This is a genomic window from Flavobacterium sp. PLA-1-15 (assembly GCF_049060005.1).
In the GTDB taxonomy this organism is placed as follows: domain Bacteria; phylum Bacteroidota; class Bacteroidia; order Flavobacteriales; family Flavobacteriaceae; genus Flavobacterium.
In genome coordinates this window covers 332,750-358,225 of the sequence record NZ_JBMGQS010000001.1, presented here as the reverse complement: position 1 = coordinate 358,225, position 25,476 = coordinate 332,750, and the positions used below count along the sequence as shown (strand labels likewise).

Annotated in this window: 25 protein-coding genes; 13 read left to right on the top strand and 12 right to left on the bottom strand. The window is 37.0% G+C overall.

Translation table 11 applies throughout. The annotated features are described in order from the left end of the window. Positions 1-29: 29 nt before the first annotated feature. Together ACI6PS_RS01600 and ACI6PS_RS01595 are read right to left on the bottom strand one after the other, a co-directional pair. Positions 30-530 carry a hypothetical protein gene (locus tag ACI6PS_RS01600; protein WP_421010789.1) on the bottom strand — a complete coding sequence of 167 codons (501 nt, stop codon included), beginning with the start codon at positions 528-530 and terminating at the stop codon, positions 30-32. A gap of 5 nt (positions 531-535) precedes the next feature. Then, positions 536-1,300, bottom strand: a complete 765-nt coding sequence (locus tag ACI6PS_RS01595) for an MBL fold metallo-hydrolase (protein WP_421010788.1) — start codon at positions 1,298-1,300, stop codon at positions 536-538. Positions 1,301-1,392: 92 nt separating this feature from the next. Here ACI6PS_RS01595 and ACI6PS_RS01590 point away from each other — a divergent pair, with 92 nt between their 5' ends. Further along, a complete protein-coding gene (locus tag ACI6PS_RS01590; protein ID WP_421010787.1) occupies positions 1,393-2,850 on the top strand; it encodes a TonB-dependent receptor in 1,458 nt (485 codons plus the stop codon). A gap of 48 nt (positions 2,851-2,898) precedes the next feature. Here ACI6PS_RS01590 and bcp read toward each other — a convergent pair whose 3' ends face one another. Further along, a complete protein-coding gene (bcp, locus tag ACI6PS_RS01585; RefSeq protein ID WP_421010786.1) occupies positions 2,899-3,351 on the bottom strand; it encodes a thioredoxin-dependent thiol peroxidase in 453 nt (150 codons plus the stop codon). A 35-nt stretch (positions 3,352-3,386) separates the two neighbouring features. On the opposite strand from bcp, the gene ACI6PS_RS01580 reads away from it, so the two are divergent. After that, a complete protein-coding gene (locus ACI6PS_RS01580; protein ID WP_421010785.1) occupies positions 3,387-4,046 on the top strand; it encodes an endonuclease III domain-containing protein in 660 nt (219 codons plus the stop codon). 16 nt (positions 4,047-4,062) lie between these two features. On the opposite strand, the gene ACI6PS_RS01575 is transcribed toward ACI6PS_RS01580, so the two are convergent. Both ACI6PS_RS01575 and ACI6PS_RS01570 read right to left on the bottom strand, forming a co-directional pair. After that, entirely contained in the window at positions 4,063-4,206 is a 144-nt protein-coding gene (locus ACI6PS_RS01575) for a hypothetical protein (RefSeq protein ID WP_421010784.1), read from the bottom strand. Between the two features lie 45 nt (positions 4,207-4,251). Further along, a complete protein-coding gene (locus ACI6PS_RS01570; RefSeq protein WP_421010783.1) occupies positions 4,252-4,836 on the bottom strand; it encodes an RNA polymerase sigma factor in 585 nt (194 codons plus the stop codon). 333 nt (positions 4,837-5,169) lie between these two features. On the opposite strand from ACI6PS_RS01570, the gene uvrA reads away from it, so the two are divergent. The 6 genes from uvrA to ACI6PS_RS01540 all read left to right on the top strand — a co-directional run bounded on the left by uvrA (position 5,170) and on the right by ACI6PS_RS01540 (position 12,004). Next, positions 5,170-7,974, top strand: coding sequence for an excinuclease ABC subunit UvrA (gene uvrA / locus ACI6PS_RS01565; protein WP_421010782.1), 2,805 nt, complete (start codon positions 5,170-5,172; stop codon positions 7,972-7,974). A gap of 111 nt (positions 7,975-8,085) precedes the next feature. Beyond that, entirely contained in the window at positions 8,086-9,000 is a 915-nt protein-coding gene (locus ACI6PS_RS01560; RefSeq protein WP_421010781.1) for a hypothetical protein, read from the top strand. Between the two features lie 112 nt (positions 9,001-9,112). Beyond that, entirely contained in the window at positions 9,113-9,946 is an 834-nt protein-coding gene (locus ACI6PS_RS01555; RefSeq protein WP_421010780.1) for a hypothetical protein, read from the top strand. 570 nt (positions 9,947-10,516) lie between these two features. Then, positions 10,517-11,200, top strand: coding sequence for a hypothetical protein (locus ACI6PS_RS01550; protein WP_421010779.1), 684 nt, complete (start codon positions 10,517-10,519; stop codon positions 11,198-11,200). A gap of 275 nt (positions 11,201-11,475) precedes the next feature. After that, positions 11,476-11,715, top strand: coding sequence for a hypothetical protein (locus ACI6PS_RS01545; RefSeq protein ID WP_421010778.1), 240 nt, complete (start codon positions 11,476-11,478; stop codon positions 11,713-11,715). Next, the gene (locus tag ACI6PS_RS01540) at positions 11,699-12,004 is read left to right on the top strand and encodes a type II toxin-antitoxin system RelE/ParE family toxin (protein WP_421010777.1); all 306 of its coding nucleotides are present in this window, start codon (positions 11,699-11,701) and stop codon (positions 12,002-12,004) included. Before ACI6PS_RS01545 ends, ACI6PS_RS01540 begins: the two co-directional genes overlap by 17 nt. Before the next feature lie 221 nt (positions 12,005-12,225). Here ACI6PS_RS01540 and ACI6PS_RS01535 read toward each other — a convergent pair whose 3' ends face one another. The 6 genes from ACI6PS_RS01535 to ACI6PS_RS01510 all read right to left on the bottom strand — a co-directional run bounded on the left by ACI6PS_RS01535 (position 12,226) and on the right by ACI6PS_RS01510 (position 18,510). Further along, entirely contained in the window at positions 12,226-13,695 is a 1,470-nt protein-coding gene (locus tag ACI6PS_RS01535) for a lipopolysaccharide biosynthesis protein (protein WP_421010776.1), read from the bottom strand. Between the two features lie 7 nt (positions 13,696-13,702). Beyond that, positions 13,703-14,998: a glycosyltransferase family 4 protein gene (locus ACI6PS_RS01530; protein WP_421010775.1), complete on the bottom strand. Its 1,296-nt coding sequence runs from the start codon at positions 14,996-14,998 to the stop codon at positions 13,703-13,705. Positions 14,999-15,030: 32 nt separating this feature from the next. Further along, entirely contained in the window at positions 15,031-15,501 is a 471-nt protein-coding gene (locus tag ACI6PS_RS01525) for a hypothetical protein (RefSeq protein WP_421010774.1), read from the bottom strand. Positions 15,502-15,505: 4 nt separating this feature from the next. Then, the gene (locus ACI6PS_RS01520) at positions 15,506-15,661 is read right to left on the bottom strand and encodes a hypothetical protein (protein WP_421010773.1); all 156 of its coding nucleotides are present in this window, start codon (positions 15,659-15,661) and stop codon (positions 15,506-15,508) included. Positions 15,662-15,704: 43 nt separating this feature from the next. Next, entirely contained in the window at positions 15,705-18,149 is a 2,445-nt protein-coding gene (locus ACI6PS_RS01515; RefSeq protein ID WP_421010772.1) for a YfhO family protein, read from the bottom strand. A gap of 76 nt (positions 18,150-18,225) precedes the next feature. Continuing rightward, positions 18,226-18,510 carry a DUF4834 family protein gene (locus tag ACI6PS_RS01510; protein ID WP_421010771.1) on the bottom strand — a complete coding sequence of 95 codons (285 nt, stop codon included), beginning with the start codon at positions 18,508-18,510 and terminating at the stop codon, positions 18,226-18,228. Positions 18,511-18,636: 126 nt separating this feature from the next. Between ACI6PS_RS01510 and ACI6PS_RS01505 the strand changes: the two genes are divergently transcribed. Together ACI6PS_RS01505 and ACI6PS_RS01500 are read left to right on the top strand one after the other, a co-directional pair. Beyond that, entirely contained in the window at positions 18,637-19,596 is a 960-nt protein-coding gene (locus ACI6PS_RS01505; RefSeq protein WP_421010770.1) for a transporter, read from the top strand. Further along, the gene (locus tag ACI6PS_RS01500) at positions 19,596-20,714 is read left to right on the top strand and encodes a GTP cyclohydrolase (protein ID WP_421010769.1); all 1,119 of its coding nucleotides are present in this window, start codon (positions 19,596-19,598) and stop codon (positions 20,712-20,714) included. Before ACI6PS_RS01505 ends, ACI6PS_RS01500 begins: the two co-directional genes overlap by 1 nt. A gap of 1 nt (position 20,715) precedes the next feature. On the opposite strand, the gene ACI6PS_RS01495 is transcribed toward ACI6PS_RS01500, so the two are convergent. Continuing rightward, positions 20,716-22,251, bottom strand: coding sequence for a YifB family Mg chelatase-like AAA ATPase (locus ACI6PS_RS01495; RefSeq protein ID WP_421010768.1), 1,536 nt, complete (start codon positions 22,249-22,251; stop codon positions 20,716-20,718). Between the two features lie 153 nt (positions 22,252-22,404). Here ACI6PS_RS01495 and ACI6PS_RS01490 point away from each other — a divergent pair, with 153 nt between their 5' ends. The 3 genes from ACI6PS_RS01490 (at position 22,405) to ACI6PS_RS01480 (ending at position 25,447) form a co-directional block, all read left to right on the top strand. After that, positions 22,405-23,604 (top strand): NAD(P)/FAD-dependent oxidoreductase, encoded by a 1,200-nt coding sequence (locus ACI6PS_RS01490; protein ID WP_421010767.1) that lies wholly within the window; start codon positions 22,405-22,407, stop codon positions 23,602-23,604. Between the two features lie 31 nt (positions 23,605-23,635). Then, positions 23,636-24,013, top strand: a complete 378-nt coding sequence (locus tag ACI6PS_RS01485; RefSeq protein WP_421010766.1) for a PH domain-containing protein — start codon at positions 23,636-23,638, stop codon at positions 24,011-24,013. 78 nt (positions 24,014-24,091) lie between these two features. Next, positions 24,092-25,447: an FAD-dependent oxidoreductase gene (locus tag ACI6PS_RS01480; protein WP_421010765.1), complete on the top strand. Its 1,356-nt coding sequence runs from the start codon at positions 24,092-24,094 to the stop codon at positions 25,445-25,447. Positions 25,448-25,476 lie beyond the last annotated feature (29 nt).

Here is a 25,476-nt window from a genome sequence, read left to right as displayed (position 1 = left end):
TTATCTGTGAATCTGTGGCAACTATTTTTTTATTGTTTATGATGCAAAACCGTTTCAGCTACTTCAAATGAAACTGTTTTGTCATCATTAATAAAATATTTGACAATCACCTCGCCCCAAAGATTACCGTCACTAAAATCGGCAATGATCCATCTGTGGTTCAACACTTTGGCTTTGTTGATGATGAATTTTTGAGCGCCCATTTTATCAAAACCCACATAAGGATTTCCTTCGGGCAAAGTATTAAATTCCATTAATTTCTCTTTTACAAATGGAATTAATTTTTCGTGAGAAATGAATTCTCCTGAATCATTTGCAAAATATTCCTGAGCATTTTGGTTGGTTTCCAATGCAAAATAATTCGCATCACCCAATTGATTCACAACCAAATCCAAACTGTCTCTTAGTTTTGTGTCGAGTTTTTTATAGCTTTCTTGTTCGGCTTTAACTTGCTTGTTGTAAAACATATACGTGAAAACGTTGAAAAGAACGGCCAAAATAAACAGATAAAGTAATAGTGATTTTTTCATTTTAATTAAATAGTAATTTCTAAATTATCGTAGGCCAAAAATACATTTTTCGGCAAGGTTTTCTCGATCTCTTCATGGAAGCCAAAAATGTGACTGATATGAGTGAGATACGTTCTTTCGGGTTTGATTATCTCAATAAAACGCAACGCTTCATCAAGATTGAAATGCGTATCATGAGGTTCAATTCTTAAAGCATTAACCACTAAAACTTTGACACCTTTAAGTTTCTCAATTTCATTTTCAGAAATGGTCTTCACATCCGTCAGATAGGCAAAATCATCTATTCTGTAGCCGAAAACCTGAAGATTGCCATGCATCACATCAATTGGAACAACCATTTTATCTCCAATCAAAAATGATTTTCCATTCAAAACTTCATTGATTTCAACCGATGGAGCTCCAGGATATTTGTTTTCTTTCTCAAAAATATAATCGAATCGTTTGGTCAAGTTTTCCAGAACACGTTTATGTGCAAAGACTGGAATATCTCCTTGCTTGAAATAAAACGGACGGATATCATCCAAACCTGCCGTATGATCGGCGTGTTCGTGCGTAAATAAAATTCCATCCACCTTTTGGCAGTTCGAAGTCAGCATTTGTTGCCTGAAATCCGGTCCACAATCAATGACATACGAAGCATTTTCCCAAGAAATCCAAACGGAAACGCGAAGCCTTTTGTCTCTCGTATCATCACTTTTACAAACAGGATGATTGCTCCCGATTACCGGAATACCCTGTGACGTGCCTGTACCCAAAAAATAGACTTTCAATTGCGTTAATTTTTTACAAAAATAACATTAATTCTCTTTCTTAAAAGCCCTATTTTGTTAACTTTGTGACTATATAATCCTATAAAAAATAAATGGATACCGAAATAACATTAAAAGGTGATAGGGCCATCGAGCAAATCCCTTCTATTAAGGACAAGGCTTTACGAATTAACTTAAACGAAAATATCTACGGTACATTCGCAGAAATTGGTGCTGGTCAGGAAACAGTAAGACATTTCTTTAGGACTGGAGGTTCTTCAGGCACCATTGCAAAGGCCATGTCTGCTTATGACAAAGATTTTAGCGACTCTATATATGGCATCGAAGCCGATGGAAGATATGTTACCGAAAGCCGTCTGAAAAAAATGTTGTCACACGAAGTCAACCTTATTGAGGACCGTTTGAAGAGGGAAAAGCATCCTAGCAAGATGTTTTTTAGTTATGCAAATACGGTTGCTACAATCGATTTTGCAAAACAATTCAAAGGACACGGCTGGGTTGGTATCAAATACCAAATTGAGCCAGATGAGGATTATAACGAAATCATTATCCACATCCGTTTTAAGGAAACCGATGCACGTTTGCAACAGGAAACCCTTGGTATTCTAGGTGTTAACTTGATTTACGGGGCTTTCTACAAATACAATGATCCAAAGCGATTGTTGCGTTATTTATACGATCACTTGGATAAGGATCAATTGGAAATCGATACCATTAACTTCTCAGGACCTCGTTTTGCAGATGTTGACAACCGTTTGATGAGCTTGCAGTTGGTTAAAAACGGAATGACTGATGCCGTGATGTTCAATCCTGATGGAAATAACATTTTACCAGCTTCTATCCTTTACAAAAAAAATATTCTAGCATTGAGAGGAAGTTTCCGTCCTGTTACGAAAGTAAATATGGACATGTATGAGAAGTCCTTAAAGATGTTTTTGGAAGAAAATAAAGTGGACAAGGACAATACATTGGTAGTTTTTGAAATTACCCTTTCAAATCTTCGTTCGGATGGAGAAATTGACGAGCGTGATTTTATGGACAGAGCCGAATTACTTTGCTCATTGGGTCAAACCGTAATGATTTCGAATTTCCAGGAATATTATAAAGTGGTGGAATATTTCTCTAATTATACCAAAGCCAGAATGGGATTGGCAATGGGTGTCAACAACCTGATTGATATTTTTGATGAAAAATACTACCGTCATTTAAGTGGTGGAATCCTGGAAGCTTTCGGAAAATTATTCTACCGAGATTTAAAAGTATTCCTCTACCCTATGCTTGGCGAAGATGGCGAAGTAATCAATTCAGAAAACTTAAAAGTACATCCAAGAATGAAAGAATTGTATAAGTTCTTCAAATTCAATGGAAAAGTAATCGACATTGATGATTTTGATCCACAGCACTTGGAAATTTTCTCAAGAGAAGTTTTGAAAATGATCAGCAAAGGAAAACCAGGTTGGGAAAAATTACTTCCAATCGGTATTGCCGAACTTATCAAGAAAGACCAACTTTTTGGTTACGATCCGAATAAAATATTGGAAACAAATTAATAGCAAAAGAGCCGAAATTATTCGGCTCTTTTTTATTTCTACAAAATATTATTTCAAAATCTGTGAAGCGTGTGCTTTGGTTTTCACATCCGAAATCACCTCTTCAATAATTCCTTCTTCGTCAATTACAAAAGTCACACGGTGGATTCCGTCATACGTTCTTCCCATGAATTTCTTCGGTCCCCAAACGCCAAATGCCTCAATAACCGATTTGTCTTCATCTGCTAAAAGCGGAAAAGGGAACTTAAACTTGTCCTTGAATTTTCCTTGAGCTTTTTGAGAATCGGCACTAACGCCAAGTAAAGCATAATTGTTGGCTTTAAATCGTTCGAAATTATCTCTTAAATCGCAGGCTTCTGCCGTACAGCCTGGCGTGTTTGCTTTTGGATAAAAGAACACCACTAACTTCTGCCCTTTGTAATCTTCCAATTGATGAAATTTATTGTCCTGGTCAAATCCTGAAAAATCAGGAGCCTTGTCGCCCTTTTTTAATGTCGTCATAACGCTTATATTTGTTAGGTTAAAACTACACAAAAATGACCAAAGAAGAACGCGTGCACTTTGTTATTAATACGTTAAAAGAACTATATCCAACAATTCCAATTCCGCTCGACCATAAGGATCCTTATACTTTACTGATTGCCGTTTTGCTTTCGGCTCAATGCACCGATGTTAGAGTGAATCAAATCACGCCATTGCTTTTCGCTAAAGCCGATAATCCTTATGATATGGTTAAAATGTCGGTGGAGGAAATCAAGGAAATCATTCGTCCTTGTGGATTGTCACCTATGAAATCGAAAGGTATTCACGGTCTATCACATATTTTAATTGACAAATACAATGGAGAAGTGCCGCAAAGTTTTGAAGCATTAGAATCTTTGCCAGCTGTCGGACATAAAACGGCAAGCGTAGTAATGTCTCAAGCATTTGGAGTTCCAGCCTTTCCAGTTGACACACACATTCACCGATTGATGTACCGATGGAACTTAACCAATGGAAAAAATGTCGTTCAAACCGAAAAAGATGCTAAGCGAATCTTCCCAAGAGAATTATGGAACGATTTGCATCTGCAGATTATTTGGTACGGAAGGGAATATTCGCCCGCAAGAGGATGGAATCTGGAAAAGGACATCATCACCAAAACAATCGGTAGAAAATCAGTTTTGGAAGAATATAAAAAATCCCGTATCGTTTAAACAATACGGGATTTTCTTAGTTAGCGATAGTCTCAATTTTAAGCTTACCCACTTTAATAAAGCTCAGTGCTTTGGAGTAATTCAGCAAAAAAGATATGGTTTCTTTTTTAGGTTTCATTGTAGATTTTGCTAACATTTTTTTAGAGTAAATTTTCGCCATATAAAAGGGTTTTTCTTTTATAACGACAACTTCTCCGTAATATTGTTAGTTCGTCAATACAATTTGATGTTTTTCGATAACTTTTCTCAAATTCAATAAAGCATAGCGCATTCTTCCCAAAGCGGTATTAATACTTACGCCTGTCAATTCTGATATTTCCTTAAAACTCAAGTCTTGATAAATACGCATCACCAAAACTTCTTTCTGATCGTTCGGAAGTTCGTCGATTAATTTTTGCAAATCATTCTCAACCTGAGTTGTAATCATCTGGGATTCGATATTCGGATTATTATCGGTCATGATCGAAAAAATCGAAAACTCCTCTGTTTCTCGAAACATTGGCATCTTTTTATTTTTTCTAAAATAATCCACAATCAGGTTGTGCGCAATTCGCATTACCCAAGGAAGAAATTTTCCTTCCTCGTTATAAGAGTTGGATTTCAAGGTTTTGATGACTTTGATAAACGTATCCTGAAAAATATCTTCCGATACATCTCTGTCACCCACTTTTGAATAAATAAAACCGAAGATTTTCGATTGATGCCTTTTGATTAATGAAGCCAAAGCGTTTTCGTCTCCTGCAACATAATTCTTTACCAATAAAGCATCGGGGATTTGAACATTAGCCATAAAATTAACTTTTTAGTTTTTGGTTTAAGATTTTCGAGATGTCTCTAAAAAGTAATTTTTTGGAATAGGCAAATGTTAATTAAAGATTAAATAATACCCAAATGTAACGTAAAATATTTTTACCATCCAAATGCAAATTGAAAATTTAACATTTTTCATACAATAAACTTTAAAAACAAAGCTATTTTATGTCAAAAACATTTGAGTTTACTTGATTATACTTCACAATAAGCATACCATTCTAATATTCTATAAATTATATAATATTTGACATTTGCCACACAATAAATCTATATGCAGAATGATTACCTTTGTAAAAATTCACTTTTTGCAATGAAAATAGACCTTTCCACTCTCGAACCGAAGAAAAATATAATCATCAAAGGAGCACAGGTACACAACCTGAAAAACGTTGATGTCGCCATACCTAGAAACAAATTGGTGGTCATAACAGGCCTTTCGGGTTCTGGAAAATCCAGTTTGGCATTTGATACCTTATATGCTGAAGGCCAACGCCGTTATGTAGAAAGTCTGTCGTCCTATGCAAGACAATTTCTTGGAAGATTGGACAAGCCAAAAGTAGAATACATCAAAGGAATCGCTCCTGCAATTGCGATTGAGCAAAAGGTAAATACCACCAATGCCCGTTCTACAGTCGGGACTTCTACCGAAATATACGATTATCTGAAATTGCTTTTTGCCCGAATTGGAAAGACCTACTCGCCTGTTTCTGGACTTGAAGTCAAAAAAAATACCGTTACCGATGTCATCAACGATGTAAAAACGTTTGAACTGGACAGCAAATGGTTGCTCCTCGCTCCTATCCATATCGAAAAAGGGAGAACGCTCGAAGAAAAACTAGGTGTGCTTTTACAGCAAGGTTTCTCCAGGATATTGGTCGATAACGAAACTATCCGTCTGGATGAATTTGCGGAAGCGATGGAGAAAATCAACAAACTGAAGTCGAAAAAAGATGTCTATTTGATTGTGGATAGAATCATCGTTAAGGACGAAGAAGAATTCTACAACCGCCTTTCAGATGCCGTACAGACTGCTTTCTTTGAAGGAAAAGGCGAAAGCTTTCTGCAAGAATTAAACACGGATAAACGATATACCTACAGCAATAATTTCGAACTCGATGGCATTTCGTTTCTAGAGCCAAACGTGCACCTATTCAGCTTCAACAATCCCTATGGAGCCTGCCCGGTTTGCGAAGGCTACGGAAATATCATCGGTATCGATGAAGAACTTGTGGTACCCAACACCGCTCTTTCCATCTATGAAAATGCCGTCTATGCCTGGCGTGGCGAAAGCATGGGCTGGTACCGCGACCAATTGGTCAATTCCGCTTATCAATTTGATTTTCCAATACACAAGCCGTATTATCAATTGTCCGATGAGCAGAAAGACGTGCTTTGGAAAGGAAACAAGTATTTTACAGGCCTGAATGATTTCTTCAAGGAATTGGAGGAAAAAAATTATAAGATACAAAACCGTGTGATGCTTTCGCGCTACAGAGGAAAAACCAAGTGTTATGCCTGCAAGGGCAAGCGTTTGCGTCCCGAAGCATCCTATGTAAAAGTAGGCGGAAGAACTATTTCCGAACTTGTAGATTTGCCTATTAAAAACCTGACCGCATTTTTCAAGGATATTGAACTGTCTGAATTTGACCAGAAAGTAGCCAAACGATTGCTGATTGAAATCAACAACCGCTTGAGTTTCTTGGTCGAAGTGGGTCTGGATTATCTTACCCTCAACCGTAATTCGGCCACACTTTCGGGTGGTGAATCACAGCGTATCAACCTTGCGACTTCCTTGGGAAGCAGTTTGGTGGGTTCGATGTATATCTTGGACGAACCCAGTATCGGATTGCATCCAAAAGATACCGAACGATTGATTAATGTGTTGATTTCATTACGCAATTTAGGCAACACCGTAATCGTGGTCGAACACGACGAAGACATTATGCGTTCGGCCGATATGATCATCGATATCGGTCCCGAAGCAGGAACCTTCGGAGGAAATCTTGTAGCACAAGGAACCTATGAAGAAATCTTGAAATCAGATTCGTTGACTTCAAAATATTTGAATGGAAGCCTTGAAATCAAAGTGCCGAAAAGCCGAAGAAAATCAGGTGCCTATATCGAAATCCTGGGAGCTCGCGAAAACAACCTGCAGAATGTAGACGTACGTTTCCCGTTAGAAGTTTTAACGGTGATTACAGGCGTTTCCGGAAGCGGAAAAAGTACGCTGGTCAAGAAAATCCTCTTTCCAGCAATGCAAAAGAAACTCGACGGCGTGGGCGAAAAAGCCGGACAGTTTACCGAAATGCGAGGCCATTACCACAAGATCCACCATATTGAATATGTGGACCAGAACCCAATCGGGAGGAGTTCGCGCTCCAATCCGGTTACCTATATAAAAGCATACGACGACATCCGTGATTTGTATGCCAAGGAAAAACTGTCCAAGATAAGAGGCTATCAGGCCAAGCATTTCTCGTTTAATGTGGACGGAGGGCGTTGCGAAACCTGCAAGGGCGAAGGTTCGATCAACGTGGAGATGGTCTTTATGGCCGATGTTCAATTGCCGTGCGACACCTGCAACGGAAAACGTTTCAAGAAGGAAATCCTCGAAGTCAATTTCGAAGGAAAAAATATCGACGACATCCTGACGATGACCGTTGACGATGCCTTGGCGTTTTTCAAGGACACCAAGCAGACCAAGATTGTACAGAAACTGCAACCCCTGCAGGACGTTGGTCTGGGCTATGTGCAGTTGGGGCAGTCCTCTTCTACCCTTTCCGGTGGCGAGGCCCAGCGTATCAAGCTGGCGTCGTTCCTGGTAAAAGGAAGCACGAAGGAGAAAGCGCTGTTTGTTTTTGACGAACCTACCACCGGTTTGCACTTCCACGACATCAAGAAATTGCTGACTTCGTTTGATGCCCTGATCGACAAGGGCCACTCGATTATTGTAATTGAGCACAACCTCGACATGATAAAATGTGCCGATTGGATTATTGATTTAGGTCCCGAAGGGGGCGAAAATGGCGGACAGATTCTAGCCGTTGGGACACCTGAGGAAGTGGCGAAGAATAAGGCTAGTGTTACGGGGAAGTATTTGAAGGAGAAGTTGTAGGGATTTATGGTATATTTGAAAAATGAAATAAATAGTCTTTTGCATATACAACCATTTTGATGTGATTAGCGAAAGTTTGTTTCTAATATAATAAGATTTACAAGCAATTTTATGGAACATCAGCAACACAATTTCGAGAAATTACCTGATATAGAAACAATTCAGAAGATAATTCTTGAAATTAGTTGCGCCGACTTCAGCCAATTAAGCTATACCAAATTGATTCAAAAAATTCGATCGTTAGTTTTTATTCCTTTTGCTTCAGCCAAATTAAAATCGGGTCACTACATTGAAAGAGCAAGAATTAACAAACCTGATCAAATATTTTACTCAGAAAAAGATTTGTCATACAGAACAGATTACGAAAATATCAAAACCTATGGCAGGGCAAATGTTCCGCATAATTCATTGTTTTATGGTGCTTATGAATCAGAAGCAATCGCACTTCCTAGATATGTAAACTTAATGGAAACAAGTGAAATATTTAGGAACCTTGAAACCAATAATGTTGATAACGCCGATTTTATAATGACTGTGGGGAAATGGAAAATAATAAATGAAATGGAAATTGTTGAAGTCGTTTTTGATGAAAAATCGATTGAAAATTCTGTAGATATTCAGAGAGCATTTGAATTTCATTCTGAAAGATTAAAAAATGAACTTCCTCAATTTGTAGTTCAATTTCAGGCTATTTTAAAATTCTTTTCCAACCAATTCGCAAAAAAAAATATAAAGTCTCATTTCGACTACATGCCCTCTGCAGCTTATACTGACTTAGCTATTAATTGGCGACGTTTTCCAGGAATAGCTTATCCGAGTGTGAAAACAGAATTTAAAGGTCAAAATGTTGTTCTTTCTCCATCTGCCGTTGACGCAAATTTGCAATTGGAAGTTGTTTCAATGTTTAGGGTTTTAAAAAAAGGTAAAAATACGACAGTAATTCCAATGCGTACTGCAATTGATTTTGGCCCAATGAATACCCGTTTCAAATGGATTGATACAAACAACGAAGATTTTACAATCTAAAACTATCCGTCGTTAGTCGTCATGGCTGATTTTCGGTAGCTGGAAGTTGTTCGTTTACGAAGAAAGTTCTATCTTGTAGACAAGTTTCACGGAACTAAACAAAAATCAAAATATGACATTTACAGAATATTTAAATACCGATTTAGACAATTCAGATTTAATTTTTGAATATTACTTACAATACTTATCAAACTTATCTTCTAAAGAGTTTCCATACGAGGAACAAATTCAGCTAAAAGCGACTTCGACAAAGTTTATTAATTGCATAGATAATTTGACTTACATTGTAAAAGAAAAAAAGGAGAAATATTTTGATTTAATTAATTCAATAGTTGAAGATGTAAAAGTGAATAGAAGACGAAAAGATAAGTCTAAAATTTTACTATTTCTCTTGGGTAAAAATGGAAACATTATACCAAAAATTAAGGATGATTTCGAAGAACTTTATTCTCAAACTTTAGAGTTTATTGGCGATGCTTCGAATATGAGACACTATCGATACAACAATTTGAAACTTAACGGATTCTTTCAGCCGGAAAATTCGAACAAGCAACAAGTAAAAGAACTAATCCTTGACGCAATTGAACTGATAAAAAAGGATATAACTATTAGCGATAAAGTTAAGAAACAGATAATTGAATATTTACAAAGAGTAATAAAGAAACTTGACAATCAGTATATCGATTGGTCTTCTGTTATTGGATGTATAAAGGAAACTATTATTGTGTTAGGAGCATTAGGCGGATTTGTGGGAGGAATAACTCCTTTAGTTCTGGCAAAAGAAAAACTCGAAGAAACATCTAAAGTCATTGAAAAGACTTCAATAAATATTAATTACAAAACAATTAATGAAACGTTTAACATTCAAAATGTCGAAAGGTTGGAACAATTAAATAATACAATTTTCCAGATTGAGCAAAATAATACAAATTTACTTGAAGAATAGATCCCCCGCTCCCGCTCGAATCCCTTCGCGTGGCACAAACAAAATCAAACTGCAAGCCACAAACCTTGCAGTTTTTTTAATTTGTAAATACCCTTGTACAACTGTACAACCCCCTAAAGCAAGTGCTTTTATGCCTTGTACAACTGTACAACCCTCTTAAGCAAGTGCTTTTGCCCCTTGTACAACTGTACAACCCTTTAAAGCAAGTGCTTTTATGCCTTGTACAACTGTACAACCCTCTTAAGCAAGTGCTTTTGCCCTTTGTACAGTTGTAACGGATTCTGATTTTTTTGCTCAAATGTAAGCTACCTCATACAGCTGTAACGGTTTTTGGATTTTGAAGCAAAATTTCAGCTACTTGATACAGCTGTAATGACTTTTGTATTTTTAACCCAATAATACGCAATCTCATACAGCTGTAACAGTTTTGAGGATTTCAACCCTAAAATACTTTTTTAAATATATTTAGAGGTATCATTAGCCTAAATCGAAAATATTTTTATTTACCGATGTGCATTTGTTAAATAAATTATTATTTTAGATTTCAATTTTAATCTAATATAAAATACTATGGAAAAAGAAACACCAAAAACAGAAGTAAAAAAATCAACAAAGAAACGCACGGTTCCACAAACCGATATTGATTTGGGTGCTGTGGTTACAAAAGCCACTGAGAAATGGAAAGCCAATCCTTGGCTAACCTTACAATGGCTCAAAGTAGATCAATTTGAATCGGATGCTATAAATTATAATATTGTTTTACAAGCAAGGCTAACCGATGGTGGCTCTAGACCACAAATTGCAAAGGCACTGAAGATGCTCGACAAAAAGATTGACGATAACTTGAGCTATGTGAAGGGATATATTGCCGAAAAGCATAAGAAGGAAAGTGCCACAAGCTATTTTCCGGCTTTTGGAATAGAAATGAAAGACGGTCGCTATGCATTTCCAAGGGATCAAAACAAGCGTTTGGCTTCGTTGAAAATGATGATGGACGGATTGCAAAAAAATGGTTTTGATGATCGTGAGTATGGCAGGAAGTTTTGGGAAACCATCCTAAGAGATTATGAAAAATTGATGAAAGTAGCCAATGATCTTGATGGAGCGATTTCGGTAAATGTAGGTGGGAAAAACATATTGAAAGCAAATGTGGTGAAAGCGCTCAATGCGATTGTGAATGTAATCAAGGGGAATTTTCCCGACACATACAAACAGGAGTTGCGTGATTGGGGCTTCCAGAAAGAGAAATACTAAATCTTCTAGAAAAGATTTTAAATGCCTTGACTGTGTCAGGGCATTTTTTTTGAACACAGATTGCACAGATTTTCACAGATTAATTAACCACTCATCATACGGATGCAACGGATTTTATATTAATCTGTGTAAATCTGTAGAATCTGTTGCAAAATAAAAAAGCTGGAAATAATTCCGGCTCACAATATTTAAACCTCTTACACAGAAGTTTATCCAGACACTGGAAATACCTTTAAAAATAAAATTGTACTTTTGATTTACTAAAAAAGTGTGCTATGGATATCGATTTGAAAATACAAAATACAAAACTTGAATTAATTCAATGGCTTTCGACTTTGGAAGATGCAACGATTCTTGAAAAAATAATGGATTTAAGGAAACGCGAAAATAAGGATTGGTGGAATTCTATTTCAGAATTGGAAAAGGAGTCAATTGAAGAAGGATTAAAAGATGCTGTTGCGGGGAAATTAAACTCACATTCAAACGCCAGGAAGCTGTATGAAAAATGGCTATAGGATTTTTTGGACCGATAATGCATTAAAGGAATTAAGCGACACAATTGAATTTCTTGAAGAAAACTGGACCGAAAAAGAGTTGCGCAACTTAGCTTTAAAACTTGAAGAAACGGTACAATATATTTCTCAAAATCCAAATCTTTTCCAAGTTTCTGATACTAAGAAGGAAATTCGAAGAGTAGTCATACTAAAACACAACACGCTGTATTATCGACTTTTCAAGGATCAAATTGAAATTCTATCTTTCTTTTCAAATCGGCAAAACCCTCAGAAGAGAAAATTGAAATAGATAAAATCATCAACAAACAAAAATAAAACTGCAAGCCAAATACTTGCAGTTTTTTTGTAGTATTTTTTAGTCAGAAAGAATTAACCAATGATTAAACGGATTTTAAACCAATCCGTGTACAATCTGTAGAATCCGCGAAATCTGTGGCAAAAAAACTTAAATGAACTTATATTTCTTATATGGTAAAATTAACCATATAAGGCATATAAGGGCATATAAAATTATTTGGTAAGTTTAAGTTTGGCTAAAGCCAAATTCAACACATAATTGATGTCCGACGAAACCTTTAAGGCATAATTGAGGAACAGATACAGGACCGTCACCAATCCCGATTTCAGCATAATGTTGACTACGGGATGAAACGGAAATTCCCAAAAGTAGAACAGCACAAAGCAAACGACGATAATCGCCAATGAAGTGAGCGTATTCTTTGTAAACGGAAACAGTTTCATCTTGAACACCACAAACATCAACTTCGAAAGGCTGTAAAAGGCAATCGAAATCAGCGTGGCAACCGCGGCACCTTCTATCCCAAAGTTGGGGATAAAATACATGTTCAAACCTACAACCATAAACAAGAGCAATAGTCCCAAGAACAAAACCATGCGGTAGTATTTTGAATTGAAGATGATGGAATTGTTGTTGCCCAGCATCAAATCGAAGAATTTAGAAATCGAAATAATGAACACCACCGCTATTCCGCCGCTGTATTTTTCGGGCAAAAGCTGATACAATTCGTTGACGTTTACAAAGATTGCGAGCATGATCCAACCGCCAATAACCTGAAGCGTGATGGACGTTTTCTTGTACAGTTTATTGAGTTCGTCGTGCTTTTTTCGCGCCATCAAATCCGTCGTAATGGGGTGTACAATCTGGTGCATCGCCCGCATCGGCACCGAAACCGTCAGGGCAATATAGATCGCCACCGAGTAATAGGCATTCTCCTTCAGGTGTGCATATTGCCCAATCATAAACTTGTCGATTTCCAACAACATTACGGCAATTCCAGCCGAGAAAATGATAAAGCTGGAATAGATCAATACGTCTTTTTTCTTTTCGGGAAGCCTTAAATGAAAAGCCGGCTTTCTGATTTTAAAGGCTGAAATGGCCATCAATACTGTCAATGCGAAATAAATCCATCCCAAGCTGTAAATGAATTGCACGGGTGTGATCCATTTGAAATAAACCGCAAAAAGAAAGATCGAAATAAAGATGCGCAAGAGCACTTCCTTGATGAAATTCCCATAGACGGATTTCATGTGGACCTTTACCCACGCATAGAAAATCTCGAAATAGGCCATGCACAAACTAATGAGCGGAATCATCCAAGCGTATGTATAAATGATGGGATTCTCCACGGAAATCAAGGAGGCAATCTGGTCGTAAAAAAAATACGAAAGGATAAAAACCGGAACGGCTATCAGCAACGGCAAAACCAGCATTAAGTTTAAGAATCTTGATTTATCATCTTCCGATTCGTGCTCGGCATAAAACTTTATCAGTGTGTTCTGGATGCCGAATGCCAGCAAAGGCATGATCATATTGGATGTTGCCAGCAAAAAAGAAGTCAATCCATAATAATCCTCACCCAAAAAATTGGTGTACATATAAAGCGTATTGATCGCACCAATCCCAAACCCCAAAAAGGTGATGATGGTATTGCGGATGGATTGCTTTATGACGATGCCCATTGGGATTTTAGATTTTAGATTTTAGATTTAGGATTGCAGAGGCCAATTGTTCCGTCAATTTTTTTCGGCTGTATTGCTGTAATCCGATGGCGTGCGATTTTAAACTTCCCTGCTGGTATTCCTTGTAATAGTTGAGGATGGTGCTCTTAAGCTTTTCGGTTTCGTCGTATTCGTGAAAGACACCAGTATTGGTATTTCGGATGATTTCAGAAAAATCAGAACCTTCGGGACCGATTGCAATAATTGGTCTTTCCGAAACCATGTATTCAAACAATTTCCCAGGGATGATGCTTTTCGTGTCTTCCGAATCGATTTCAATCAGCAACAAAACCTGCGATTTACGCTGATGGGCCACTGCTTCCTTGTGCGAAACGTAGCCTAGATTGTTGACATAATCATTTAATCTGAATTCAGAAATGGTATCTAAAACTTCCTGACTTACGGCGCCAATCAATTTCAGTTGGAAATCGGTTTTAAAGGAAGGATTTTCCTTGATGATTTCTTTCAAACACTTCCATAAAATCCTCGGATTTCTTTCGGATAAGAAAGAACCGATGTGTGCTATGGAAAATTTTTCATCTAGCGGTTGCTTTTCGACTTTCTCTACATCAAATCCGTTGGTAATGACTTCGATTGGCTTTGTGGTCAAGGCTTGGAACTCGGTCTTGGTTGTTTCGCTTGTAACCAAAATGGTATCGGCTGCATTCAACACTTTTGATTCCAATTCTTTATGCTTTTTAGATGCCGAATCGGATAGTTTCAAAGCCTTATGGTAACCGATGGTTGTCCAAGGGTCACGGAAATCGGCCATCCAATTGATGTTTAGTTTCTGCTTTAACTCCAAACCGATAAGGTGCAGACTATGAGGCGGACCCGTCGTGATAATCGTTTCGATATTGTTTTCGGTAATATACTTTTCTAAAAACTTAACCGAAGGTTTCACCCATAAAACACGTGCATCGGGAATAAACATATTTCCCCTCACCCAAAGAAGCATTTTCTGAATAAGCGATTGCTTTTTCTGATTGGGAATTATCCCTGAACTTATCTTTTTGGTATTCTTTTTTGAGAAGAAAGAGGCAAATCCGTAAGGTTCTACAATTTTCTTTTTGATGATAATTGCCTTGTCCGAAACCTCACTGAGCAAACCTTCATCCACAATTGGATAGGTTGGATTTTCTGGCACATACACAATCGGCTGTATGCCAAAGTCCGGTAAATATTTTACAAACTTCAACCATCGCTGAACGCCCGGACCTCCTGCTGGTGGCCAATAATAAGCTATGATGAGGACTTTTTTCAAGATGGGATAGGATTGTGAATTATTGAGAGAATTTAAATATCGTTATTAGGATTATTTATTTTTTCTAATTCTTCAATATCAATAATATCTTTAGGTATGTTCGATGCTTTTTTTGCAACTATTAAATTCTTGTAATCGAGAAAATAAACGGGAATGTCATTAATTTCTACAACGTATGCCTTCTCTAAAAGTAAATCAAAAGAATTGTCTTCTAAACCTTTTACAGAAGTCATAATATCAAGTCGCAAATTAAAGTTCAATGTAATATCAGTCCAACCAGGAATAAATTGCATTGTGTTAATATTTTTAAAATCTCCTATTCCAAGTTCCTTTAATGCAACCCTCAAATTTTCTCTATTTTCAATTGAATCTTCTATAAATATGTCGATATCCCCAGTATTTCGTCCATAACCATAAATATTCACGGCAAAACCTCCAATAGTAAGATATTTTACTTTATGTAAAGAAAAATACTTCCAGATTTCAATTATTTGAGTATTCATTTACTTATTTAGATACTTTTTTTGCTGTTTTCAAAAGATATGAAATTTCAATTATTGCCATCAATTTTTCAAATCGTTGTTGAGGAGACATCTTTTTAATCTCTTCTATATAACGAGCTTGCATTTTGGAAGGATGGTCATGATTTAATTTAGCTTTCATAATTCTCATAAATTATAATCAAATTTACTGAAAAATTTCGCTTTTAGGCGTTCTCTTTTTTCCTTTTACTTTCAAAATAAATACCGCCAAGCAAAAACAAAACAATCCCGATTGAACTGAATAATGCAATGGTGCTTCCAGTTTTCACTACTTGAGGCTCAAACTTGAATTCAATTGTGTGTTTTCCAGCAGGAATTTCCATTCCTCTCAAGGTATAATTTACTCTGAAATGTATAGCTTCTTTCCCGTCAATCGTTACGTTCCATCCTTGTGGATAGTAAATTTCAGAGAAGACTGCCAAACCTTTGTTCGTATTATTGGAAGTATATTTCAAATAATTAGGCTTGTATTGGTTCAAGACAATCGTTGCCGTACTGTCTTTTTGATACGAAACGTCATTGCTTACTTTAAATTCTTTGTTGTTGATGACAACTTGATTTTTACTATCAATACTGTCCAAAGCCTTCATTTCTCCATCAGCAGAATCTACAAACTTCACCTCCTTTACAAACCAAGCATTTCCATTTGCATCCGGGTTGATCGCTGGAAACTCCTGCCCTTTTTCATCTACTTGAATAACGTATTTTGTATTCAGCATGTTCAATACTTCCAAGTTATTTTTATCAATTTGATACGCAAACAACTGGTCCATTCTTCGTGGTCGAACGGCACTATAACCTGATAATGATTTATGGAAATAAGACGTTCTGGCCTGTAATCTGCCATTCACTTCATACACCCTGTAATGTGAAGTATCCTGCAAAATATGCTGATCAGATGGCGTTGCTTGGAAAGGTTCTTTTACTTCTCTTGCACTTACAAATCCGCTTGTATCCACATAATTTTTATCTACTAAAACCAAATCACCAACCATAAATGCGCCCACTAAAACTACAGCAAATGTTTGGGATAATCTGTCTTTTATGTACAACCATAATAATCCGAATGCCACCACAATCAAGAATCCAGAACGCAATAAATCGGCTGAATAAAGGTCTTTCCTATCGGCTTTTAAGGCATCCATGAATTCATCTGCAAAAGTTGGGTCGCCCATCTGGCTGAACATCTGAATCAATCGATCATCAATTGGTCCAGAGAAATCGAATAATCCTTTTGAGATAAACAACAATACGATCAAACCTAAAGCAACAGCTCCCGATTTCCACAACGACTTCCACTGTTGTTCCTTATCCGATTTAAAGAAACTTTGCAATCCCATAATCGCCAAGACCGGAATACACAATTCTAAAATAACCTGAATAGAAGATACCGCACGGAACTTGTCGTACATCGGAATATTTTCGATGAAAAAATTGGTCAAGAAAGAGAAGTTTTTCCCCCAGGAAAGCATCAATGTGAAGATGGCTCCAGCAAGAAAAGCGTATTTTATTTTTCGCTTGTCGTTGAACAAGGCTAAAATTGCCAAGAAGAAAACAATAGCACCAATATAAGCCGGAGCGGCCACGATTGGCTGATCACCCCAATAGGTTACGCCATAATTCTCAGTAAAATCAGTTGCTTCGGCAGGTGAAGCTCCTTTCTTGGAAATAAACTCATATATATGCGATTGCTTTCCAAGCTTTTCAGAATTAGAACCTCCAAATAATCTCGGCGCCACAAGATTAAAACTTTCGGAAACACCATAACTGTATTCGGTGATGTACTCATAATCCATTGACGTTGTGGTCTCATTCTTTGAACCATCTGGATTGAAAGTCAGTTCACTTTTTCCTCTCATACTGAAATCAGCATATTCAGAAGTAGCCATCAAGCTAGTTGCATTTGCCCCAAGCGCGAAAATGGAAGCAACAGCAAAGGTTCCCATCGCATACAAAAGCGGTTTGAATTCTTTTGCCTTGATGAAATTGTAAACGAAATATCCTCCAATTATCAAAAGTAAGAACAGAAGATAATACGTCATCTGGAAGTGATTCGCGTTGATTTCCAATGCTGTAGCAATCATCGTAACCAATCCACCGACAATGTACCTTTTTCTAAAAACCAAAATCACACCTGCGATAACCATTGGCATATAGGCAATTGCGTGTGCTTTTGCATTGTGACCAACACCAAGAATGATGATCATATAGGTAGAAAAACCAAACGCCAAAGCACCGAAAAAAGCCTTGAGCGGATCGGTTTTTAAAACCAATAATAAACCGTAAAAACCTAAGAAGTATAAAAACAAGTAGTCCGATGGTCGAGGCAGGAATCGCAACGCATCATCCAAGGCACCAATCCAATCGTTTGGATAATTGGCTCCCATTTGGTAGGTTGGCATTCCGCCGAAAGCGGCATCAGTCCAATAAGGTTCTGCATTTTCCTGAGCACGAAAATCATTTTGCTCCTTTGCCATTCCGGTAAACTGTGCAATATCAGATTGATAAAGCTGCTTGCCCTGAAGGACTGGATAAAAATAAATTAAGGAAATAACGATAAAGCCAAGAATGGCCAAAAGGTGTGGATAAAACTTGTTCAGGAATTTCATTGATCTGTTTTAAAGTTTAGTGTTTAAGGTCCAGTAAATGATTTAAACCGTAAACTATAAACTGAACAATGCAAACTTACTCAATTTCTTCATAATCCACATACTCCCCTACCTTTTTGGTTTCGCGAGGTTTTGTAGATTTTGCAGTATCAACAATAATTTCATCTCTATTGGTATTTTGATACTGATTTTGCTGTTGATTTTGATGCGTGTATTGCTGTTGGAAATTTTGCTCGGCCTTTTGAACCACTTTCTTTACTAGCACAGGCAGGAATAATTTTGCCAAAAACTTAAAGATATAGTAAAACAAAACAATATATAAGATTGTTTTTATAAAACCATTAAAAGAAGCTGTCTCCATTTGTAGAATAAAATTTGTCAAATTTAACAAATCATAACTTTAAAAATAAATTATCAGTCTTAAATAAATAATAAATTATAGTACTTTTGGGTTTACATGATGTACATCATTTCAAAAAAACGAATTATGCTCAAAATCAGATTATCAGCTCTAGCCATTACGCTTTTCTCTTTTGCAACAGGCTATTCCCAACATACAGATGTTATCAATTCCAACCGTCCTGGAGAATCCCAATCGGCTTTTTCTGTTGGGAAAACGGTTTTTCAAGCCGAAACTGGAATTTATGGCATTAAAGAAAAACACTCCTTGTTAGAAACAAAAACAAGTGGTTTTGGGTTTGATTTGAGTTTGCGATACGGAGCTTTCTTGGAGCAATTGGAGTTCAATATCGACTTGCAATATCAAAATGATTCCTTCAAAACCGATTTTAGCAAAGAAACCCGAAGTGCTTTGAAACAGACTACAATTGGAGCAAAATATCTGATTTATGACCCGCATAAAAATTACGAAGAGAAAATAAACATCCACAGTTGGAAGGCCAACCATCGTTTCAAATGGAGACAATTCTTACCTGCCGTTGGTGTTTACGCTGGAGCAAACTTGAATTTCGACAGTCCTTTTTCGCATCCAGAAGAACCGAATTTTTCTCCGAAGGCTATGATTATTACTCAGAATCAATTTAGCGGAGGCTATGTATTGGTCATGAATTTTATTGCGGACAAAATTGGAACTGATTTTTCAAGCTATGGATATGTGATTACGATGACCAAAGGTTTCAACGAAAAATGGTCGGGATTTCTAGAAAACCAAGGATTTAAGAGCGATTACTATTCAGATTCCATCCTTAGAGGTGGTGCCGCCTATCTTATCAAAGAAAATATTCAAGTTGATGCTTCAATCAGTGGGAATTTTAAAGACACACCATCTATACTTTATGGAGGTGTCGGACTTTCTTGGCGTTTTGACAAAAACTACAAACCAGTTCTAATCAAGAGCGGAAAAGAAAGCAAGGAAGACAAGAAAAAGAATAAAGAAAAAGAGAAGAAACGTAAGGACGAAGTTGAAATTGAACCTGTACAACCATAATGATTACTATAAAAGAAGCCGTTACTAAGAAAGATTTATTAGAATATATAAAATTTCCTTTTTCATTATACAAGGACCACCCTTACTGGGTACCACCTTTGATTGACGATGAACTGGAAACGTTTAATAAAGACAAAAACCCAGCCTTTAAAAGTGCCGAAGCCAAGTTTTACATTGCCTATAAAGATGGGAAAATAGCAGGAAGGATTACCGCAATCATCAATTGGAACGAAGTTAACGATCAAGGAAAAAGAAAAACGCGTTTTGGATGGTGGGATGTAATTGACGATATAGAAGTTACAAAAGCACTTTTGAACAAGGTTATTGAATTTGGAAAAAAAAATAATCTGGACCATATTGAAGGTCCGATGGGATTTTCAAATCTTGATAAAGTTGGCGTTGTAACCGAAGGTTTTGACGAAATCGGTTCTATGATTACTTGGTATAATTATCCTTATTATGCCAAGCATTTGGAGCAATTAGGCTACGTGAAAGAGAAGGAATACATAGAAAGTAAGTTTCCATTTTCGAATGTAAAGCCTGAATTTTTCATAAAAGTAAAGGACCTGATTATCAAAAGGTACGAGCTAACCTCTTTGAATTTCACCAAGACGAAAGACATCATGCCCTACGTGGATAAAATGTTCGACTTGTTTAATTCGTCTTATGCTGAACTGTCTTCTTTTGTAGCGATAACAGATGTTCAAAAGGAATATTTCAAGAAAAAATACATCAGTTTTATCAATCCTGAATACATCAAATTTGTAGTGGATAAAGATCATAAATTAGTGGCCTTTAGTATCGTGATGCCTAGTTTTTCCAAGGCTTTACAAAAAGCAAACGGTAAACTTTTTCCTTTTGGATTGTTCCATTTATTGAATGCAAGAAAAAACAGCAAGGAAGTTTTATTCTACTTGATTGGTGTTGATCCTTTCTATCAAAGCAAAGGTGTTACTGCATTGATTTTCAATGAATATTATGAAACGTTTAGACAAAAAGGTATTACAAATTGCATCCGAACACCAGAATTGGAAGACAATTTGGCGATTCAGAATTTATGGAAACATTTTGATCCAGTGATTTATAGAAGAAGAAGAACTTATACTAAAAAAATATAATCTACCCCAACCATCCTTCTCGATCCAAACTTCGATATTGAATTGCCTCTGCAATATGCGAAGCTTCAACATTTTCCGAAGCTTCCAAGTCGGCGATTGTTCTGGAAACTTTCAAGATTCTGTCGTAGGCTCGTGCAGAGAGATTCAATCGTTCCATAGCGGTTTTTAATAGATTTTTTGAAGTTTCATCCAATACACAAAATTCGCGTATCTGTTTGGTATTCATCTGGGCATTATAGTTGACCTTGTCCATTAGTTCAAATCGTTTGGATTGAATTTCCCTTGCATTGGTCACTCTCTTTCGAATGTCCACACTGCTTTCAGCTTTTCGTTCTTCGGATAATTTATCGAAAGGAACGGGTGTCACTTCAATATGGATATCAATCCTGTCCAATAAAGGTCCGGAAATTTTGCTCATGTAACGGTTCATTTCGTGAGGTGAAGTTTTGGAAGGCATATCGGGGTCATTGAAAAAACCACTTGGACTTGGATTCATACTTGCCACCAACATAAATGATGAAGGATAAGTTACTGTGAATTTTGCTCTGGAAATCGTTACTTCCCTATCTTCCAAAGGTTGACGCATTACTTCCAAAACATCCCTTTTAAATTCTGGTAATTCATCCAAAAATAAAACACCATTATGTGCCATCGAAATTTCTCCAGGTTGCGGATAACTTCCACCTCCGACCAAAGCTACATTCGAAATCGTATGATGTGGGCTCCGAAAAGGTCGTTGATTCATCAAACCGACTTCCTTTAATTTTCCTGCAACGCTATGGATTTTTGTGGTTTCCAAGGCTTCACGCAACGTCATTGGAGGTAAAATACTTGGCAATCTTTTAGCCAGCATCGTTTTTCCAGCTCCTGGAGGCCCGATCAAGATGATATTGTGTCCCCCAGCTGCGGCAATTTCCATGCATCTTTTGATGGACTCCTGCCCTTTCACATCGCTGAAATCAAATTCTGGAAAATCTAATGTCTTGTAAAACTCAGCTCTTGTGTCAAATCTAGTAGGTTCGAGCGTTCCTGTGCCTTCGAAGAAATCAATAACTTCCTTGAGGTTTTCAACGCCATAAACATCCAAATCGGAAACTATTGCCGCTTCTTTTGCATTTTGCTTTGGCAGAAAAAAACCTTTGAATCCTTCTTCTTTTGCTTTTATGGCAATCGGCAATGCTCCTTTTATAGGTTGCAATCCGCCGTCAAGCGAAAGCTCGCCCATGATGATGTATTTGTCCACTTCTTCGGCTTTGATCTGGCCGGATCCAACCAATATGCCAATAGCCAACGTCAAATCGTAGGCGGAACCTTCTTTCCTTAAATCGGCAGGTGCCATGTTGATGATTATTTTTTTGCCGGGCATGGCAAAACCGTTGTTTTGTAGTGCGGCAGCAATCCTGAAACTGCTTTCTTTAATGGCATTATCGGGAAGTCCGACAAGGTGGTAACCAATTCCTTTATCCATATTAACTTCCACTGTAATCGTAGTGGCTTCTACGCCAAAAACCGCACTTCCGAATATTTTAACTAGCATGGCTTATAATGTTTAAATTATTTTTAAAAATAATAATTTTTTATTAATACGAAACAAAAAAATAGTGCTTTTTATTTTTCATAATGTTTACTTAAATAGAACCCGTTACGCTATAATTTTGGATTAAATTTAAGTTGTTAATAATAAATTGATATGAACTTAAAATCAGGGTTGCCGTTTTGGCTGATAAAGAATGGATTAACATCTGAGTACAAGACTTTAGATGAAAATATTGAGACAGAAGTCTTGATAATTGGTTCGGGAATTACAGGTGCGTTGGCCGCGCATTTTTTATGCGAAGAAGGTGTAAAATGCATAATTGTAGATAAGCGAATGGAATCTACAGGAAGTACGACTGCAAGTTCTGCACTACTTCAGTATGAGATTGACGTCTTTTTATTTGAATTGATTGAAAAAGTAGGTGAAGAAAATGCCGTTAAGGCTTATGAATTGTGTCTTGAATCCATTTATACTTTGCAAAAAATCATTAAAAAATTAAAGATTGATGCCGATTTTACCATGAAATCAAGTCTTTATCTTGCTTCGGATACAAAAGGTGTAAAGGATTTGGAGAAAGAATATGAAACAAGGAAAAAACACAAATTGCCTGTGACTTTTTTAAATCAAAAACAACTAAAGACGAAATTCAATATTGATAAAAAAGCGGCTTTGTATAACGATGTTTCTGCTCAGGTGGATACTTATAAATTATGTCAGGCTATTTTGAATCATCATAAAAAACATTCCGGATTAGTGGTTTACAGTCATACCGATATCATCAAAATTGAAAATAAGAATGATTCTATAATTGCTTATACCGAGAAGAAAAATACCATTATGTCCAAAAAAATCATTGCCGCTCCTGGCTTTGAATCGGAGAATTTATTGGATGAAAAAGTGATGAATCTCAACTCTACTTATGTTTTGGTAAGCAAGCCTTTGAAGGATGAGGATTTTTGGGAAGAACGTTGCCTGATTTGGGAAACTGCTCGGCCTTATATTTATGTCAGAACAACAGATGATAATAGGATTATGGTTGGTGGTTTTGACGAACCTTTTCAAGACCCGAAGCGCCGTGACAAACTAATGGAAAAGAAAAATGATGCTATCTTGAAACGTTTCAAGAAGCTTTTTCCCGACAGCAAGATTGAGCTTGACTTTTACTGGTGTGGTACTTTTGGGGAAACCAAGGACGGTTTGCCCTTTATTGGTGAACATAAAAAACATCCCAACATGTATTTTGCATTGGGGTATGGCGGCAACGGCATTACCTTCAGCGTTATAGCGGCAGAAATGATTAAAGATATGTACTTAGGAAAAACCGTCAAAAATATATTTTCTTTCGATAGATAATGATACATTTACACTCTAAAAAAATAATAAAATGGGACTATTTAATGCTATTTTAGGCAACGCATCTGAGGCAAGTACTGAAGATGTTTCGAAAGAATTCGGGCCTCTTTTGATTGAAGGTGAAAACATTGAAAAAGCATTCAAGCTGATCAAAGATATGTTTGTTTTTACGAACAAACGTTTGATTTTGGCCGAGAAACAGTTGGTTGGCACAAAGGTGGATTACTTGTCGATTCCGTATTCGAGCATCAAGAAATTTTCGAAGGAAAGTGCTGGGATATTGGATCTGGATGCTGAATTGAAAATTTGGCTGAACCACGACGATCAACCTATCAAGAAGCAGTTTGGAAAAGGCGGCAACAACATCAACGAAGTGTATCAGATTTTGAGCAAGCACATCTTGAAATAAAATAAATTACATCCATAAAGCTACCCAATACTAAATGTGTTGGGTATTTTTTTTTATATTTATAGAAATGAGTTTTATATGAGCAAACTAAAATTAGTGATCATCGGTGGAGATGCGGCAGGAATGTCGGCGGCTTCGAAAGTGCGACGCGAAAACCCAGGCTATGAGATAGTTGTTTTTGAAAAATCGGGCTTTACTTCCTACTCTGCTTGCGGGATTCCGTATTTTATATCGGGAAAAGTGGGCACTTATGAAGAATTGATTGTTCGATCTCCGGAAGAATTTATAAAGAAATACAAGATTGATGTAAAGCTTTTTCACGAAGTGATTGAGGTAGATACCAAAAACAATCGAGTACTGGTTCGGAATTTAGAAGATAAAACGCAGTTTTGGGAAAGCTATGAGCAGTTGTTGATTGCAACCGGTGGAAAATCGTTTTGTCCGGAAGTGGAAAAACGTGAAGCCGATGGAATATTCGGTGTTCAGAGTTTGAAGGGCGGTATAAGACTAGATAATTTCATAAAGAAAAACAAACCTAAAACATCTGTAATTGTAGGCGGAGGTTATATTGGACTTGAGATGGCCGAAGCTTTAATCATCAAAGGATTGAAGGTGACGCTGATTAACTTGACAGCTGAAATTATGAACACTTTGGACCCGGATATGGGAAAAATCATCAATAATGCGATGACAAATTTGGGTGTGAAGATTTATGTGAATGAAGCATTGAGTCATTTTGAGGCGAAGGACAATATGGTTACGGCTGTGGTTACGGACAAGAAAACCATCAAGACCGATTTGGTTATTTTAGGGATGGGAACGAGTCCGAATACGGCGTTTCTTAAGAATTCAAAAATTAATCTAACAGAAAAAGGTGCCATAAAAGTCAACCGACAACAACGCACGAACATCAAGAATGTGTGGGCAGCGGGAGATTGTGCGATGACGTATAATCTGGTAAGCAAAAAGCCATTTTATATTGCTTTGGGAACTGTTGCGAACAAAACCGGATTGGTTGCGGGAACCAATATAGTTGGGAAAGACGCACGTTTTCCGGGTGTGGTTGCAACGGCGGTTTGCAAGATTTGTGTGTATGAAGTGGCGCGGACAGGTTTGCTTGAAAAGGAACTTGGCAATTTGGGAATCGATTATGTACAGGCCATCATCAAGACCAAATCCAGGGCACATTATTATCCGAATGCAAAAGATATCTATGTGAAATTATTGGCGGAGAAACGAACTGGAAAACTGCTTGGCGGACAAATTATTGGTGAAGAAGGTGCGGCAAAACGCATTGATGTTTTGGCGACAGCCCTGACCAATAAACTTACTTTACAGAACATTATTGATTTGGATTTATCCTACGCTCCACCTTTTTCTCCCGTTTGGGATCCGGTTCAGACGGCTGCACGAAAGTTGATAAACGATATCTAAAAAAATCCCGATGCTCTAAACATCGGGAT